A 17274-nucleotide genomic window follows, 5' to 3' on the forward strand; every position below is an offset into this window, starting at 1 on the left:
CTGCTCCTCTTTTCCCTCATAACATTTTAGCTCATCCTTTCAATCCAATCCTGCTTCACCAAAATTTAGGAAGAGCCGTACCTTTTCTGCACAGGACAAGTCAGCAAATGTATGGAAAATTTGATCATCGAAATCATACAGCTTTATGATATATGTCATGTCACATAAATTAAGTTGTCTTTACATTTGATAAATAGCAAAGGGTGTAAAGTCATGTCACATTTAAATTTTACCGCTGTATTTAGTAAAGCAAATTCTTTGATATGGATTGTGATTTACACTAAAGCCATAAAAAGAGTAAGCAATAAAATGGGGGCAAAAATCTGCATGAAGATTCTTTCGTATCTGATTTCAATTATAAAACCAGTAATACTCAATCAAATCACAAAGAATCCATGGAAGACAGTAATAATTTTGACCCTAATTGGTATCACACCGCTTTTTGCTCAGGAAGCAGGGGTTGAGAAGTACCATAGTAAAACAGTAGTTCTTCCATTCGCCAGCTATACACCTGAGACAAGGCTTATGTTCGGTGGGTTATTGATGTATCAGTTTAAACCAAGAGCAGCCGGAATTGAGACACGAGCTTCGCAAATCCTGTCTTCCGGGATTTATACGCTAAACCACCAACTTATATTTGAATTTCTGCCTAACGTTATTCTACCGCAAGAGCAATGGCTTTTAGATGGCACTTATCAGTATGCTTTTTTTCCAAATAACTATTGGGGCATCGGCGCATATACCCTTGATGATGATAAAGTTAATGTAGAGTATCGTAGAATTAATTTCCAGCAGACCGTCCTTAGAAAAATAGCTTCAAAATTCTACGCCGGACCCATACTTCGGTGGAGTAGACTTTCAGCTGTTGAGTTCACGGATCAAAATGATGACCAGATTCCGACTGATATGATTAAAGGAGGAAATGGTAGTTCGTTGTCTGGTATTGGTTTTACAATCCGCTGGGATAAAAGAAACAGTATTACCTATCCCACTGAAAATCACTATCTGGACCTTTCCACACTTTTTTATCCAGAAATATTAGGAACAACCCATCCTCACTTAAGTTGGCAGCTCGATGGTCGTAAATATATGGATCTCAAGAATGATAAAAACTCTGTTCTTGCCTTTCATTTTCGTCTGCGTATGACTACAGGTGAACTTCCTTTTCAGGAATATTCACTTCTCGGAGGAAGAGAGATTCTGAGGGGTTACTTCGAAGGCAGGTTTAGGGATGCAAATGCTGCTCAGGTTCAGGCTGAATTCAGGCAGCATCTTTACAAGCGATTCGGGTTAGCTGTGTTTATTGGGGCTGGTGAAGTCTGGAACAAATTTGAACACTTTAATCTGGACAATCCTAAATATGCAGGTGGCATGGGGTTAAGATTTAATTTAAATCCGGAAGACAGGAGCAATATCCGCATTGACTATGGTATAGGAAAGCATGATCGTGGACTGTATATCACCATAGGGGAAGCATTTTAAAATAAATATGCGTTAATTATTATAGAGTCATGCTCAGGAAAATTTCATTAATTTCTCTAGTTGTCTTATTGACAATCCTTCTTGTCATTATTGTAGGAATTCGTGGTGCTTTTTTTTCATATACCGACCCTTTGGAAGGATCCGAAAGTATCGCTGAATTGAAAATGATATCACTCGGTGGGATGGATCAATACATACTGATGCGTGGAGAAGATAAAACCAAACCAGTTCTTCTCTGGCTACATGGAGGACCAGGAGCAGCTCAAATGCCACTGGCTCGCTTCCTTGATAAGGAACTGGAAAAGGAGTTTGTTGTAGTACATTGGGATCAAAGGGGGGCTGGCAAGTCCAACCATAAAGGCTTTGATGAAGAAACGATGATTGTTGATCAATTCCTGGAGGATGCCCACGAACTGACCCTTTACCTGAAAAAGAAATTTGGTCAGGATAAAGTGTTTCTGCTTGGCCATTCCTGGGGTTCTCAACTGGGGATAGAGCTTGCAGCTAAATATCCGGAAGATTTCCATGCCTATATTGGTGTCAGCCAGGTGGTTGATAACTACCGGGCAAATACAATCAGCTATACATGGTTAAAAGAAAAAATTGAGCAAAAAAACGATCGGGCTGACCTGAAAAAGTTAGCAGGTTTTGGTGAACCCCCTTATACCCAACACCAGGATTTTGTGGCATACGCAATGCTTATCGATAAATATGGGGGCAATTTTGATGTTGCTATGCCCCGGTTGGCTCGTCGTGCCTTTCGTGCACCAGAATACGGTCTGTTGGATTATATGCGCTGGCTCAATGGTGCTAACCGGGGTAGCGGTAAGATGTGGGATGAAATTTATACCTATAACACCAATTTTATCAATCAAATTCCATCTTTGGATATTCCGGTTTTTTTCCTTTCCGGGAAAAATGACTACAATACACCCTACCAACTGGTAAAAGAATATTATGAAATTTTAGAGGCTCCCATGTCTGAGCTGATCGTATTTGAGAATTCAGCGCATACTCCCTTTCTGGGTGAGCCGGAGAAATTTAGCAGTGAAATCATACAAATAAAAGCTAAACTAGGATTTAAGGTCGGAAATCAAACATCATCAGACCAACTTATCGATCATTTTGAGGATCGGATACCAGTATTAATGGATCGTTATGATATTCCAGGGACCATCATTGCTCTTATTCAAAAGGGTGAGATCACTTGGTCAAATGCCTATGGGTATGCAGACCTGGAAGAAGGTCGGAAAATGAGCCCCACTGATTATTGCAGGGTAGAATCTATTTCTAAATCAGTCACAGCCTGGGGAGTGATGAAGTTGGTGGAGCAAGGAAAAATAGAGATGGATCGTCCCGTGCAGCAATATCTGAAGAGCTGGAAATTTCCTGAATCTGAATTTCCTGAAAAAAAAATAACAGTAAGACAGTTGCTCAGCCATAGTGCTGGCATGCCTTTAGGAACTATAGGGGTCCGTTATTCACCAAAAGATACTGTACCTACTTTGAAAGAAAGCTTAACTAAGGATGCTGTTCTTATTCGCGAGCCTGGCCTCTCTTTTTTCTATTCAAATACAGGATATAATTTACTTGAGTTACTGATAGAAGAGGTTACAGGACGTGATTTTGCCGAATACATGGAGAGCGAGGTTTTACACCCCTTAGGAATGCGCCATTCCAGTTTCAACTGGAGTGAAGATTTTGATCCTCCGGTTCCTTTTGGCTATGATCTTTATGGAAATTCTATACCAGTTTATATCTACCCTGATAAGGCCGCCGGTGGGCTTTTTGCTACCATAAAGGATGTTGCTACTTTTGTTACCGCTGGTATGACAGACTTTTCAAGTACTGGCATTAAAGTGTTGAATACTCGGAGAATCAATGAACTCTATACTCCTGTTGTGAAAGTGCCAGGGTTCTATGGTCTTGCTTTTAACTCTTACGGATTTGGACACTTTATAGAGACCCTTCCCAATGGTAAAAAGGCCGTTTCTCACGGAGGTCAGGGTTCTGGTTGGATGACGCATTTTTATTCAGTTCCTGAAATTGGGGAGGGAATAGTGATTTTTACCAATAGCCAAAGGAGCTGGCCATTTTTTGCTCATGTATTTCAAGACTGGGCAGAGGGGCGCGGAATATCTTCTGTAGGAATGGGAAACATCATCATAGCGACTAAAGCAGTATGGGTATTAAGCGGACTAATATTTTTGGCTGTAGTGTGGCAACTATGGCAATTGGTTCTTGGCATAGTTACCGGTAAACGTAGGTTTGCTCCACTTGCAATCAAATTCCGACTATTGAGGTTAGTTCAATTCACTTTATCTTTGATTTTGAGTTCAGTCCTTATTTGGGCTGTAAACCAGGATTATTTATTTCTTACTTCGGTCTTTCCGATTGCTTCCGGTTGGTTTGGATTTTCTATTTTTCTTTTTGCTATGCTGCTATTGCTTCTAGTGTTGTTTCCATACAAGAAGCAGGAGTACTACTCAAGTAATTAATCATGCTTGTTCACAACAACCTATAGTAATGAAAATAGTGCATAAGCCCACCCTGGTGATCATAGTAGTTATAGTTGCGATTTCTGCCTATTTCGTAGGTAATTTTACCACATTTCCTGGCAGAATCGTTACACCCTGATTATGAGCCAACAGTAGATAACGAACGCTCGACCTTCCTTGAAGGAGTAGCCTATCGACATGCTGGCACGGCACCATTGCTAGAGCTGAAAGGTAGCTACTATGAGATGGGTTTACAATACGGTGTCCTTTTGCGACCAGAGATTCTGGAGGCTCTTAAAGCTTACAAAAAAGTCTTAACCTGGACAGCGAAGGATATGGGTATTCCCCTGCCAATTTTGACTGCTATCTTAAAATTCCGGTCTAAAAAGATGGCCAATCTATTGCCTCAACGCTTTCACGAGGAAATTAAGGGAGTATCCCACGGTTCGGGTATCCCTGAAGATGCAATCATGATGGTCAGCTTGTTGTATGATATTTATATGAGTAACGGCTGTACCGGTCTGCTTATGCGTACTTCGGATGGCAAGATTATTCATGGGCACAACCAGGAACCTTATGGTTTTGGATACGAGGGGCTTCTTGGAACTTACACTGTTGTGGTTCGGTATAATCCGGTTGGATATAATGTTGTAACCCATATTGACCCGCCCCTCTTTTTAGGAGTAGAGACTGGCTATAATAATAAAGGTTTGACTTATACAGAGGAAACATATAGTATCCGTAAGCCAAATCCTGACGGCTTCCCTATTGTTTATTTAGCTAGAATAGCACTGGAAGAGTCTGCTACACTTGAAGAAGTTTGGCAGCTTACCAGCAAATTTTCTGTAGCTGCCTCCGGAGGAACGATATGGAGTGATAGAGATACAGGGAGAGGAGCGCGTATCGAACTTCTACCTACTGCGAGAGCTTATCAGGAACTTGGTGGTACCATCCTTTGGGATTTTAACAATATTGTGGATTCAGAGCTTGCTGAGCAACAACATCCACGAAGCAATCTGGCGGGTTTTAATAAGGATAGAGAACAGTTGGCAAATGCTTTTCCCCAAAAAAATGAATATACTATGCTTGATGCGGTTGCCTTTCTGAGGTCTCGCTACGCCCAGGATGGAAGTGATTATACCTGGCTAGGTACCCGCAGTGCGATAGCCAATGCCTGGGGGCAGCAGATGGTCATATTCTCTCCTGATGGGAACGGTTTTTATATGGCTTTAGGGAAGCGTTTTGCTGCACTTAGAGCAGTTTACCATTTCGGTGAAGACTTTTCTGAGCGACCCGCCCTTTTCATGGAGGCAATCCCTATCAGTAAAATCATTGAAGAAGCTGCTAAAATCAATACAAGTCTGATGAGTAGAGCAGACAGACTTCAAGCTTATATGAACTTGGCTCAAACATATCCTGAAGATGCTAATAGTTACTTCCTGGTATCCTATGAGAGTTTTCAACAAAGCCGCTGGGAGTCATTTACCTTTTATGCTGAACGAGCCTACAACCTTGCACCATCCGTACCCGAATTCAGGTTGTATGCAGGTTTAGCAGCCTATCATGAGAGAAATTTTGAGAAAGCCATAGAATATTTAGAGGGTATTAATTATTTAAATTTTCCTTTTTCAACTTCTATTCCAACCCTCTCCATGAATAAAACCAAATTGTCTCCTGAACAGGAACTTTACCGATTGACAGCTCTTTCAAGAGCGTGGACTGCTCTTGATCCACAGAGGTCAAACCAATACGACGCAGAAATTCAGGTTATTCTAGAAAATTACGAAGCTGTCATTTATTATGATAGAAATATTTTAGCAAAATTAGATGAACTTGACCATAAGTGAATCGAGCTAAAATAAGACGATCGGTGAAATAATAGTGTTATGATATATGAATTTCTTTATTGTACATTTTTTACGCATTCCCATCTAATTTCAACAAAGAGAGGAACACAAAATGAATTATGGATGGATGAATAGATCGAATTTGACCGAGGAGAGAAGATAAGAACAGGTATAAAGCTTGGTTAATTTAGAGAGTATATTTTGTACTATAATGGGCTATTTGGTATTTTTAGCCCTGTCCTTTTCGCTAATACGAATTAGTTTCATTTATACAAAGAACTTAGGTGAGCTGATCGGTGAACTGACAAAAATAGATTATATAAGATGTTGAAATAGAGGGATTTATAAATAAGGTTATCGTCCAGTCACCCTGACTTGGTACAAACCAAATCTTATCAAAACCCTCTAAATTGTATGTTTAGAGGGTTTTTTGGTTTTAATGCCCTCCACAACATTCAATTTTTCTCAATACTTAGCGGACGCCGCGGGTGAACTATTCGGTGACCTTTTTTACATTCGCAAAGAGGTTACCAAAAAAAAACACTATAACTTATTGATATACAGTAATTTATATTGATGTATCTTGATTTATTTTGATGTTTTTTGACGCCTTTCAACATATGAAGTGTACCCATTTTTCAATAGAAAATAATAAATCAATTCAAATTCATTAAAACTAGAGGTTATTCCGAAATTGGTAGTGGATCAAATTAATTGGAAGGAATGAAAAAGAGGACAACATGTTATTTTAGAAAAAACCGGGCGCCGGGCGCATGAACTCTAATACACATTGCCCTCATCACTCCACGATGGATGTAATACAACGAAAATTATCAGAAATGGTCATTGCCCTCATACCGGAAAACAGAAATTTATCTGCAAGAAGTGTAAGGCATATTTCGTGGAGCATGGTCAAGATTGGTTCATTGACCAAGAGGAAAGTAAAATGATTGACCGGCTACTATTAGAAAAAAATATCCGCAACTTATGTCATCTCTGGAAGAAATCGTTGTGATTAGTTATGGCATACAAATGAAGAAAGATCTCACCAGAGGAATTCTTAATGTACAAGCTGACGAAATAGCCAAATATAAGCCAGCAGTGGTTCGGATATTTTAAGAAGCGCTGTGCCCAGTATGCAGGTAGGTTATGCTACGTACGCCAGAGGGTGAGCTGATTTTCAAGTTCGTTAAGATTCCTCTCTGGCCACTTATTGTTCTTGACGGTATAATTTTCAGAGGAGATCTTGCAGAAATCAACCCTGGCGTTATTGAAAGTGGTGTGGATGTATAAAAGACGCAAGCTCAGCAGCTATCCAGGGTTTACAGGCTACCAATGGTGTGGTCATTTTTACTACCAAGAAAGGTAAGATGCACAAGCCGTGGATAAATGTCCGTTCCAGAGTAGGCTAGTGAGCGGAGCAATGCTTATCAACACCTTTAAAAGAGGTGATGAAGTATTCAACTGGATAACTGATATGAATACATAACCAGTACGGCCACTGTACCCATGGTAACAATTGGAGAGAAGTAGGAATAAACATCGTATGTTTTATAAATTTAAAAGTAACTTAGAGCCTGCCGACAATTTTAAAGGTCAGCAGGTTTATATTTTTATCATATGTCAAACTTTTTGTCCGCTCTTTTCCTGGATAGGGAGGTCAAAAGCATAAACTTGAAAAATTATACTATGGAAACAACCAGAAGAACTTTTTTAAAGAATACGGCCATGGCAGGGTCAGCAGCAATTGTAGCACCAACCATCATCCCATCCAGCGCTTTTGGAGCAAACGACCGTATCAATGCAGCAGTATTGGGTCTCAATGGCAGAGGCAAAAACCATGTAAGTAGCTTCATGGCACAGGAGAATGTAGATCTCAAGATTCTTTGCGACCCCGATATGAATGTTCTTAAGGAGCGTCAAAAAGAATTTAAAGAAAAATATAGCAAGGATGTGGAGCTTGAGCAGGACTTGCGCCGCGTTTTTGATAACAAAGATATTGATGTGGTGAGTCTGGCCACCCCTAATCACTGGCATGCTTTGGCCACGATATGGGCTTGTCAGGCCGGAAAAGACGTATATGTTGAAAAACCTGGCTCTCATAATATATGGGAAGGTCGTAAAATGGTTGAAGCTGCCAACAAGTATGATAGAATCGTTCAGCACGGTGTACAACTGAGAAGCTCTCCTGCCATCAATGAAGCTATCGGACTTTTGAGAGATGGGTACATTGGTAATGTATATATGGCACGGGGCCTGGTTTTCCGTTGGAGGGGTGATATTGGAAATCATGGTACTTCACCTGTTCCAGAAGGTTTAGACTATGACCTGTGGACAGGTCCAGCGCACAAAGAGCCATTTACTAAGGATCTTGTGCACTACAATTGGCACTGGCATTGGGATTATGGCAATGGTGATGTCGGCAACCAGGGAATTCACGAAACTGATCTTTGTATGTGGGGACTGGATGTGGGATTTCCTACTAAAATTACCTCTATGGGGGGCAAGTTTCTTTGGGATGACAGCAAAGAGACACCGGAGGTACTTTCCTCTGTATATAAATACCCTGATGAAGGGAAAATTATTCAATTTGAAGTACGTCCATGGTGTACTAATACCGAAGAAGGTGTAACGGTAGGAAATATTTTTTATGGAGATAAAGGAATACTGGTCGTAGATGGCTATGATAAGTATCAAACTTATTTAGGAAAGGAAAGAGAGCCGGGCAAATCAGGAGATGATGGTATGGCTTCAGGTACTGGCATGGATCGGGGGGCCGGAGGTACAGATGGTCATTTTGCCAATTTTATTGAAGCAGTGCGCAAACGTGACAAATCCATTCTAAATGGCCCGGTAGAAACTGCACATCTTGCCTCTGGATTAGCACATCTTGGTAACATTGCTTATCGCCTGGACCGTGTGCTGACATTTGATCCCAAAGCTGAAACTTTTGTAAATGATCCTGAAGCAGATAAAATGTTGACCAGAGATTATCGGGAAGGTTTTGTAATTCCTAATGAAGTGTAATTGTAAGTCGGAAGCCAGAAGTTATAGAGAAAGACTTCTGGCTATTTAAACTTTTCTATTAGATTTATGGTAGAAACAATAATATTCCTGTAAGAAAGAAATCACCAGTGTATGATATTGAGAATCATGCTTAATGCATAATTTACTTAGTATGCTGTTGTTGATATTTAAAAGAATTTTCTATTAACTTCAGATTATTTTACCACTAATTTTCACTGTTTTTGCACACTGGCTAGCTTTCTTGAATTCATTCTTCTTAATCCAGTGAACCTTGCCCCATTAGACAAAGTGGCTCCAGTAACTTCGTAGCGACTAGCGATACATCAAATCTTTTTATAGAGCGTTAGAATTCTAGTAATTGAGTATTTTGATATTGTCTAGCATAACATTTCATGTTTAACTTATATATTCGTAAATTAAACATGTATTATACATGACTTGAATCTGGTATGTGATTGAGCATGATATAAAAGGAAAAATGTTATTGATCAATTTTATTTATTTCTACAACAAATTTGTCCAATTCTACATAATTAGGTGACATAAATAGTTTTAAAGAATCAATATTTATTCTGAGTCAATAAGTGAGTATGACTAAGTAATGAAATTTGCCTTTGTAATGAAAATATTATTGGGAGTGAAGAGATGGCATATTTACTCAAACCATAAATAATTAGTTTCTATGGCAAACAGTGTACAAATTGAAAAAATATCTTTCAATAGTATTGAGAACATGAATCAGCTTATTTCAGGTATAAACCTTGATTCTGTTCAACTTAATGCTGATGGAACGCCAAAAGGAGAAATGTTACAAGTATCGGCACCAGAGATACAAGTTGGGTTCGGCCAGTTAAATGCTGAGTTCCGTTCCAAGGGTATCATGCACACGGATAAAGTTACTCTGGGCATCAATTTATGTTCAGAAGCAAAAATCTTACAATGGGGCCATTTATCTATGCCCGGTGATGTTTTCATTTTTCCTCCCGGAGTTGAACAAGATGCTGTTTCCATAGGAGAAATATATTTTGCAACTTTAACCATCAGTATTGATTCACTTATCAAATATGGAGCAAGAGATATGCTATATGGAGATAAAGGCTTATGGGAACATCCATATCTGTTTAGGACATCACCTGAATTATATACTGTCCTGCGTAAGACACTGATGCACGTAGAATCACAACTTAGGTACCCGGATTTTGCTTTGTCTGACAAGCAACTAGCATCTTTTCAATATGATTTAGTAGAATCATTTCTTTGTGGAATTGTGTATGATGAAAAACGTTGTGTTAAAAAGCATACTCTTTCTCATGCTCAAATTGTACGGCAGGCGGAAGATTGGATGGAAGGGAGGATAGCGCAATCTATACATATAGCAGACTTATGCAATGCTTTAGATATATCCAGAAGAACTTTGCAGAGGGCATTCAAAAATACGCTTGGTATGGGGCCTGCCCATTATCTTAAACTCAAGCGTATGTCAGCAGTAAGAGCTGAGCTAAAAAACTTGGACCCTGCCATAACTACCGTTACTGATGTTGCTATGAGTTACGGATTCTGGGAGCTAGGCCGTTTTGCTGTAGAATATAGACGCATATTCAATGAAAAACCATCTGAGACTCTATACGGCTACTTTTAACCTCATATCGTATTGAATATTTTACGTAAACTTTAGATATGGTTCAAACAACTATACTTTTGATACTTACAAAACTGTGATTGATTTTTTTACTTGGCACATTTTGCATAGTAGGCTTAGAATATTAATTGTACCTTGGTTCTATATTTATAGATTAGGCTTTTTCAGAAATAAAAAGTCATAGTATACATTTTGTCAATTTGACCCATGTATATACCGACATCAAGTAAATTAACTTACTTGAAGTTGTTTTTTTATTGTTATAGTCTTAAAGATGTTTCCTCTAGAAGAGTAACCTAAAGTAGATAACGCTTAATGGTATACGTATTGCCGAAGTGCTGAATTAACATTAATGTAAACTATAGTTCTGCCCAAGTTTCCTCTCAGTTATTTTAATTAGGTAAAGAAAAATGAAGTTGATTGTTGTGAGTCAATTAAACTACAACAATTTAAAAATACTTGAATTATTGTGTCCAAAAGAAAAATCAAAGCCAGTGATGAATATTAAGATTTAGCCAGAAAAAGATAAAATTATGAAAAGAGTGTTTATCTCTATTCTATTGGGTGTTGTTGTATTAGCCCTGGTTGGTTTTGTTGCCTTTGAAGTAAGCCCGTGGCCTTATGCACTTTTGATTCGTAAAGCATTTACTGAAGGAGCAGAAAAGACCAGTTCAGCACTGGAAAAGCACGTGCCTGAGGGTATAACAGCTGTCCTCAATGAGCAATATGATAAAAATGATTCCGATGCATTTCTGGATGTATATTTTCCTACTGCTATTGAACAAACGCAAGACTTACTTCCTGCTATCGTTTGGGTGCACGGAGGGGGATTTGTTTCAGGCAGTAAAGAAGAAGTGGCTAATTATTGCAAAATACTCGCCAGTAAGGGGTATACAGTTGTTTCAGTGAATTATTCCATTGCACCTGAAGAAACATACCCGACCCCTGTACGGCAAACTAATGCTGCTCTTGCCTATTTGGCGCAACATGCTCAACGGCTTCATATTGATGCTGCTCACTTCATCCTGGCCGGGGACTCTGCGGGTGCGAACATTGTAGCACAGCTTGCCAACATTCACCATCTGCCTTCATATGCTGCCCTAATGAATATTGCACCTTCTATTTCAGGCTCTCAGTTAACAGGTCTTATACTATTTTGTGGTCCTTACGATATTCACGAAGATGCACTTAGGGGAGAGTATGGTAAATTCCTGGAAGCCATGCTTTGGGCATACAGTGGCAGTAAAAACTTTATGAACGACCCGGATTTTGCTACCATTAAGATCATTGAATATGTTACCGACTCTTATCCTCCAGTATTTATTTCTGCAGGTAATGCTGACCCTTTGCTATTATATTCTAAGGATATGGCCGAAGCACTTAACAGCCATGGTGTACAGGTAGAAACACTTTTTTTTCCATCTGATTATACTCCCGCGCTGCCTCATGAATATCAATTTAACCTAGATACTGATGCAGGTCAGTTAGCACTTGATCGGGTGCTGACGTTCTTGTCGGGTCTTGATTTGAAACCTAAATGACCAAAATATAACTACTTAGAAAAATCCTAACCTTTTAATTTTTTCCATCATGAACACCTTATCATTAAAAACGGCAGTGAACTCAGTAAAACACTGGTACATTCCTCTTGTTGTCGGCATCTTATTGATATTGGTTGGAATTTATGTGTTTACCACACCAACAGCCTCATATCTGGCTTTGTCAGTAGTTTTTAGCTTGTCTTTTCTAGTATCAGGTATTCTGCAAGTCATCTTTTCAGTTGCTAACAGGCAAGAGATAGACAGTTGGGGGTGGTACTTAGCTGGAGGAGTTCTCTACACTTTAGTGGGCATCTTATTGCTAGCACGGCCTGAAATATCATTGGCAACCTTACCTTTTGTGGTAGGTTTTTTTGTGCTATTCCATTCAGTCAACGCTCTTGGCTGGGCCTATGACTTAAAAAATATGGGTATTATTAACTGGGGTAACATAGCAACAGTAAGTGTTTTAGGGATTATTTTTTCTTTTATTCTACTTTGGAACCCTTTGTTTGCGGGCCTTTCCCTGGTTTTTTGGACAGGCATAGCATTTGTATTTGCCGGGAGCGGTGCCATAATGGTTTCTTTAAAACTGAAAAAAATAAAGGATCTACCCAATAAGCTTTCCGATGAGCTGAAAAGCCGTATCAAAAGTGTAACCAGAGAATACCAGGAAATGATGAGCCAAACTACGGCTAAACAACCTCATTAGCAAAGATTGACAAAGGGGAAGCCGAAAACACACAGAGTAGGCGCTAATTCTATACGTTATTTGCAATGACAAGCCTTATCATCGCAATTATTGAACGGAAAGCTCAGGCCATTGAAATTCTCAAGGATATAAAGCAGAATTGAAAAATACCAAAGCAAAACCAGCTCCCTGAAAAAGCAACTGGAACAATTTGAGCATCAATAAAATGCTTTTCTATCTCTCAAACTGTAGGGAGAACGCCATCCCGATGTAGGAGTAATACGATAGACGGTGTATATGATACGCGGATAGATTTACAACTCTGTAGCAATACTCATCATTGTTCTAACCTAACTTATCATCAAAATGAATAAAGATACACTCGGAAAAAACAGGAGGAATTTTATCAAAAGAGCCGGTGCTACCGGCTTAGGTGTGCTGACTGCCACCGCACATCATACTGCTTCTGCTGAGCAATTTGGCTATTCATCCAAGCCCTCTGACGAAAAATTTTTTCCTAACGACTTTTTATGGGGCACTGCCACTGCTGCCTATCAGGTAGAAGGAGCAGTGAAGGAAGATGGGCGTGGTGTTTCTATATGGGATACTTTTGCCCATACACCCGGAAAAATCAAAAACGGAGCCAATGCAGACGTGGCAGTTGATATGTATCACCGTTATAAAGAAGATGTACAACTGATGAAGGCTCTGGGGGCACAGACTTACCGATTTTCCATTTCTTGGCCCCGAGTATTTCCTGAGGGAGTAGGTACTCCTAATCCAAAAGGTTTAGACTTTTACAACCGCCTAATAGACGAACTGCTTACTCATGACATCACGCCCTTTGCTACGCTTTATCATTGGGATTTACCTGATTATTTGCAAACTACTTATGGTGGATGGCAGTCCAAGAAAACTTCCGAAGCTTTTGCCAACTATGCAGGCTATGTAGCCGAAAAACTGAGCGACAGGGTGCGCCATTTTTTTACAATAAATGAGATGTTTACCTTCGTTGAATGGGGGCACGGAACGGGATTATTAGCTCCCGGGCTGAAGTTACCACCCGGAAAATTAAACCAGGTTAGACATCATGTAGTATTGGCACATGGCCTTGCGATGCAGGCCATCAAGACCAAAAGTAGGCAGGGTACCCAAGCAGGACCGGCTGAAAATATTACCAATGCGGTGCCTGCTTTTGAAACACCAGAAAATATAAAAGCAGCGGAGATAGCCACCCGGGAATTGAATGCCGGATACCTCACTGTGATGCTGGAAGGAAAATACACTGACGCCTTTCTGGAGTCAGCTGGAGCTAATGCTCCTCAATTTACTGATGAAGAATTAAAAATCATAGGCACGCCTACCGACTTTGTTGGTATTAATGTATACATGCCCAGCCATTATGTGATGGCGAGTAGCAATGCACAGCAATATGAATTATTGCCTTTTTCAAAAATCCATCCCAAAATGGCATCACCCTGGCACCTTATCGGGCCTGAAGCTTTGTATTGGTCGCCAAAGCATGTACAAAAGTTATGGGGGGCAAAATCCATTTACATCACCGAAAATGGTTGTGGAGCCGGAGATGAACTGAGAGATGATGGAAAAGTGTATGATACCGATCGCATCATGTTTTTGCGTAACTATCTTACCCAGCTACAGAGGGCGATTCAGGAAGGAGTACCTGTAAAAGGTTACTTCCACTGGAGTCTTATGGATAACTTTGAATGGGTAGGAGGATATGAAACCCGTTTCGGGCTGTATTATGTAGACTATTCAAATCTCAAACGCATACCAAAGTTAAGTGCTTCCTTTTTTAAGGAAGTAGTTACTGCTAATAAAGTGGTTTGATCCAGAGTAGTAAAAAAATTCTTCAAGAGATAGGTTAAGGATTTACTTCCTAATCTGCTTCTGCTATAAGCCATTAAAATTTTTTTTACAGCCCGTTACCTACATGTATTTAAAGATAAACTTATACCCTCGCTTTTCTGTCATCAGTATACTGGTTTGTGTTTCCATAAGCGTCTATGCCCAGATTCCTTCTTTACCTCCAGATGAAGAGAGTGATGTACACTTTTATGGTAGCGGTTTACTCATTAAGGAAACAAAAAATGCTTCTTTAAGCGTAAGCTTGTTCGGTACTACTAGGTATCTGAACCAAAGAGGGCTAGAGGATTCTTATACATTTGCTGATGGAAATATTATTTCACTGGATAAACGGAATGACGTTCAGTTTCAGAAGGTAATGCTTTACTTTAAAGGTTGGTTGTATAATCCTAAATTTCGTTACCTTTTTTATGCATGGACTTCTAACACTAACCTTGGATTGGGTGCCCAGGTGGTAGTGGGAGGTAATTTCCAGTACGAGATCAAACCTTACCTTGATGTGGGTGTGGGCATTGGAGGATTACCCAGCTCGCGTGCTATGTATGGGCAATGGCCTGGCTGGTTAAGGCAAGATGCCCGTCCTATGGCCGAAGAATTTTTTAGGGCATCGTTTACTACCGGAATATGGGCACAGGGAGCAATTACTGACAATATTTTCTATAAAACTATGCTGGGCAATAACCTCAGCCAGTTGGGGGTAGATGCCGGACAATTGGACAATGATTTTGATAGTTTTTCAGCAGCGTTGTGGTGGACAACAGGAAACTTCGGTCGCTACGCTCCCTATGGAGATTACGAGCACCATGAATCATTAGCTACTATGCTGGGTGCTGCCTACACCCGTAGCAATGAAACACCGCAAAGCCAGCCAGGCACAGAAGACCCGGAAAACAGCCAGATTCGTCTGTCAGATGGAAGAACCATTTTTAACAGAGGAGTATTCGGCCCCGATGTGCAGGTAACCAAAGCCACATACCAGATGAATTCTATCAATGGAAGTGTGAAATACCAGGGATTTTCCGCATCGGCTGAATATTACTTAAGGTGGGTAAGCAACTTCAGGACGAATAATAATGCACCTGTGGATCATTTATTTGACAGTGGTTTTTATCTGAAAAGCTCCTATATGCTGGTAAAAAAAACGCTCATGGGATATGCCTTTGGGTCTAAAATCTTTGGTGAATATGGAGATCCCTATGAGTTAGGACTTGGAGTCAACTGGTATGCGTTTAAGGATAAATCTTTCAGGATAAATACTGAGCTCATACATGTTGATAATTCTCCTGTTGGCTATTTCAGTTATCCTATGGTGGTGGGTGCTCAGGGTGTCATCTTCATGCTTAATCTAGAACTGTTCTATTAAATGAAGTAAACGGTATCCAACTTGTCAATTATGATATTTTCCAAACTGATACACACTTTAAATTCGCATATACTCATGAGAATTTTACGTATACGAACCCTTCTCTGCGCAATAGTGATGATGCTGACTTTTTTTTGTGCACTACACGCCCAGGAAGATGCGCCAAAACACAGTATGGAAATCTACGGCCATATCATGTTGGATGCAGGCTATAATTTTGATCAGGTTGATCCGGATTGGTTTGATATAGTTCGCCCAACTCGTCTGCCAGCCTTTGAAAACCAGTATGGTACGGATGGTAATGTCTACTTCTCTGTGCGTCAAACCCGACTTGGTTTCAAAACCTATTCAGAAACACCATTGGGAGAACTGTTTACTTTTTTTGAATTTGAAATGTTTGGCACAGGGGCTGATGCCGGGCAAACTACCTTCCGTTTGCGGCATGCATATGCTGAACTCGGACAAATAGGGGTAGGGCAATACTGGAGTCCTTTTATGGATATTGATGTGTTTCCAAATACACTTGAATACTGGGGACCCAATGGTATGGTACTTTTCCGTAATGTACAATTTCGTTACATGCCCATTCAAGGGGATACCCGGTTGACAATTGCGTTGGAAAGACCAGGCGCCAGTGCCGACCAGGGGATATATACTGATAGAATTGAGCTGGAAGGGGTATCATTCAGGTTTCCCTTACCCGATCTTTCCGCAGAGTACCGCCAGGCCACAGATTGGGGGTATATGGAAGTAGCGGGCATGTTGCGAAGTATAAGATGGGAAGATCAGAATAACGATGGTATTGATCTAAGTGGTAGTGCCGTAGGCTGGGGAATAAATTTAAGTACAAATGTCAATATTGGGCAAAGCAGTGTCTTTAAAGGTCAGGTGGTGTATGGTGAAGGGGTAGAAAACTATATGAATGATGCTACAGCGGATATTGGTATTGAGAATACTGATGATGCTGCCGCTCCGGTAGAAGGAGTAGCGCTCCCTATGTTGGGGATTGTAGCTTTTCTGGATCACCGCTGGAATGAACGTTTTACCTCATCTGTCGGATATTCATTATTTGACATCAACAATTCGAATGCACAGTCCGATAATGCTTTCTCCAGTGGTAGCTATGTACTAGCAAACTTGTTGTTTTACCCGGTGGAAAGAGTAATGGCTGGTGTTGAGTATCAATGGGCACACCGAGAGAATTTTAATGATGGATGGAGTACCTCAATGACTAAAATTCAATTCTCTTTCAAGTACAATTTCACTCATACCTTCTTCAAAAATTAAATTTTATTAAACGAC

12 protein-coding genes are annotated in these 17274 nt (G+C 40.1%); all 12 read left to right on the forward strand.

The annotated features are described in order from the left end of the window. Nucleotides 1-213: 213 nt before the first annotated feature. The 12 genes from WJR50_RS26050 to WJR50_RS26105 all read left to right on the forward strand — a co-directional run bounded on the left by WJR50_RS26050 (nucleotide 214) and on the right by WJR50_RS26105 (nucleotide 17259). Nucleotides 214-1482: a BamA/TamA family outer membrane protein gene (locus WJR50_RS26050; protein ID WP_341296244.1), complete on the forward strand. Its 1269-nt coding sequence runs from the start codon at nucleotides 214-216 to the stop codon at nucleotides 1480-1482. A 29-nt stretch (nucleotides 1483-1511) separates the two neighbouring features. After that, a complete protein-coding gene (locus WJR50_RS26055; protein WP_341296245.1) occupies nucleotides 1512-3980 on the forward strand; it encodes an alpha/beta fold hydrolase in 2469 nt (822 codons plus the stop codon). Nucleotides 3981-4195: 215 nt separating this feature from the next. Next, nucleotides 4196-5827, forward strand: a complete 1632-nt coding sequence (locus WJR50_RS26060) for a C45 family autoproteolytic acyltransferase/hydrolase (RefSeq protein WP_341296246.1) — start codon at nucleotides 4196-4198, stop codon at nucleotides 5825-5827. Nucleotides 5828-6814: 987 nt separating this feature from the next. Then, nucleotides 6815-6946, forward strand: a complete 132-nt coding sequence (locus WJR50_RS26065) for a hypothetical protein (protein WP_341296247.1) — start codon at nucleotides 6815-6817, stop codon at nucleotides 6944-6946. Nucleotides 6947-6976: 30 nt separating this feature from the next. Continuing rightward, nucleotides 6977-7120 carry a hypothetical protein gene (locus WJR50_RS26070; RefSeq protein ID WP_341296248.1) on the forward strand — a complete coding sequence of 48 codons (144 nt, stop codon included), beginning with the start codon at nucleotides 6977-6979 and terminating at the stop codon, nucleotides 7118-7120. 396 nt (nucleotides 7121-7516) lie between these two features. Then, a complete protein-coding gene (locus WJR50_RS26075) occupies nucleotides 7517-8854 on the forward strand; it encodes a Gfo/Idh/MocA family protein (protein ID WP_341296249.1) in 1338 nt (445 codons plus the stop codon). A 682-nt stretch (nucleotides 8855-9536) separates the two neighbouring features. Continuing rightward, on the forward strand, nucleotides 9537-10493 hold the full coding sequence (locus WJR50_RS26080) for a helix-turn-helix domain-containing protein (RefSeq protein WP_341296250.1): 957 nt from the start codon (nucleotides 9537-9539) through the stop codon (nucleotides 10491-10493). 533 nt (nucleotides 10494-11026) lie between these two features. Further along, a complete protein-coding gene (locus WJR50_RS26085) occupies nucleotides 11027-12034 on the forward strand; it encodes an alpha/beta hydrolase (RefSeq protein ID WP_341296251.1) in 1008 nt (335 codons plus the stop codon). A 49-nt stretch (nucleotides 12035-12083) separates the two neighbouring features. After that, entirely contained in the window at nucleotides 12084-12743 is a 660-nt protein-coding gene (locus tag WJR50_RS26090) for an HdeD family acid-resistance protein (RefSeq protein ID WP_341296252.1), read from the forward strand. A 345-nt stretch (nucleotides 12744-13088) separates the two neighbouring features. Then, a complete protein-coding gene (locus tag WJR50_RS26095; RefSeq protein WP_341296253.1) occupies nucleotides 13089-14573 on the forward strand; it encodes a GH1 family beta-glucosidase in 1485 nt (494 codons plus the stop codon). 103 nt (nucleotides 14574-14676) lie between these two features. After that, entirely contained in the window at nucleotides 14677-15972 is a 1296-nt protein-coding gene (locus tag WJR50_RS26100) for a hypothetical protein (protein WP_341296254.1), read from the forward strand. Between the two features lie 75 nt (nucleotides 15973-16047). Continuing rightward, nucleotides 16048-17259, forward strand: coding sequence for a DcaP family trimeric outer membrane transporter (locus tag WJR50_RS26105; RefSeq protein WP_341296255.1), 1212 nt, complete (start codon nucleotides 16048-16050; stop codon nucleotides 17257-17259). Nucleotides 17260-17274: the final 15 nt, after the last annotated feature.

The sequence above is a fragment of the Catalinimonas locisalis genome, assembly GCF_038039535.1.
GTDB lineage: Bacteria > Bacteroidota > Bacteroidia > Cytophagales > Cyclobacteriaceae > Catalinimonas.

Excerpts from the sequence above, each read along its gene's own strand:
- WJR50_RS26065 (WP_341296247.1), top strand. The coding sequence starts at position 6,815 with ATGTCATCTCTGGAAGAAATCGTTGTGATTAGTTATGGCATACAAATG.
- WJR50_RS26075 (WP_341296249.1), top strand. The coding sequence starts at position 7,517 with ATGGAAACAACCAGAAGAACTTTTTTAAAGAATACGGCCATGGCAGGG.
- WJR50_RS26085 (WP_341296251.1), top strand. The coding sequence starts at position 11,027 with ATGAAAAGAGTGTTTATCTCTATTCTATTGGGTGTTGTTGTATTAGCC.
- WJR50_RS26095 (WP_341296253.1), top strand. The coding sequence starts at position 13,089 with ATGAATAAAGATACACTCGGAAAAAACAGGAGGAATTTTATCAAAAGA.
- WJR50_RS26055 (WP_341296245.1), top strand. The coding sequence starts at position 1,512 with ATGCTCAGGAAAATTTCATTAATTTCTCTAGTTGTCTTATTGACAATC.
- WJR50_RS26050 (WP_341296244.1), top strand. The coding sequence starts at position 214 with ATGTCACATTTAAATTTTACCGCTGTATTTAGTAAAGCAAATTCTTTG.
- WJR50_RS26105 (WP_341296255.1), top strand. The coding sequence starts at position 16,048 with ATGAGAATTTTACGTATACGAACCCTTCTCTGCGCAATAGTGATGATG.
- WJR50_RS26070 (WP_341296248.1), top strand. The coding sequence starts at position 6,977 with ATGCTACGTACGCCAGAGGGTGAGCTGATTTTCAAGTTCGTTAAGATT.
- WJR50_RS26100 (WP_341296254.1), top strand. The coding sequence starts at position 14,677 with ATGTATTTAAAGATAAACTTATACCCTCGCTTTTCTGTCATCAGTATA.
- WJR50_RS26090 (WP_341296252.1), top strand. The coding sequence starts at position 12,084 with ATGAACACCTTATCATTAAAAACGGCAGTGAACTCAGTAAAACACTGG.
- WJR50_RS26080 (WP_341296250.1), top strand. The coding sequence starts at position 9,537 with ATGGCAAACAGTGTACAAATTGAAAAAATATCTTTCAATAGTATTGAG.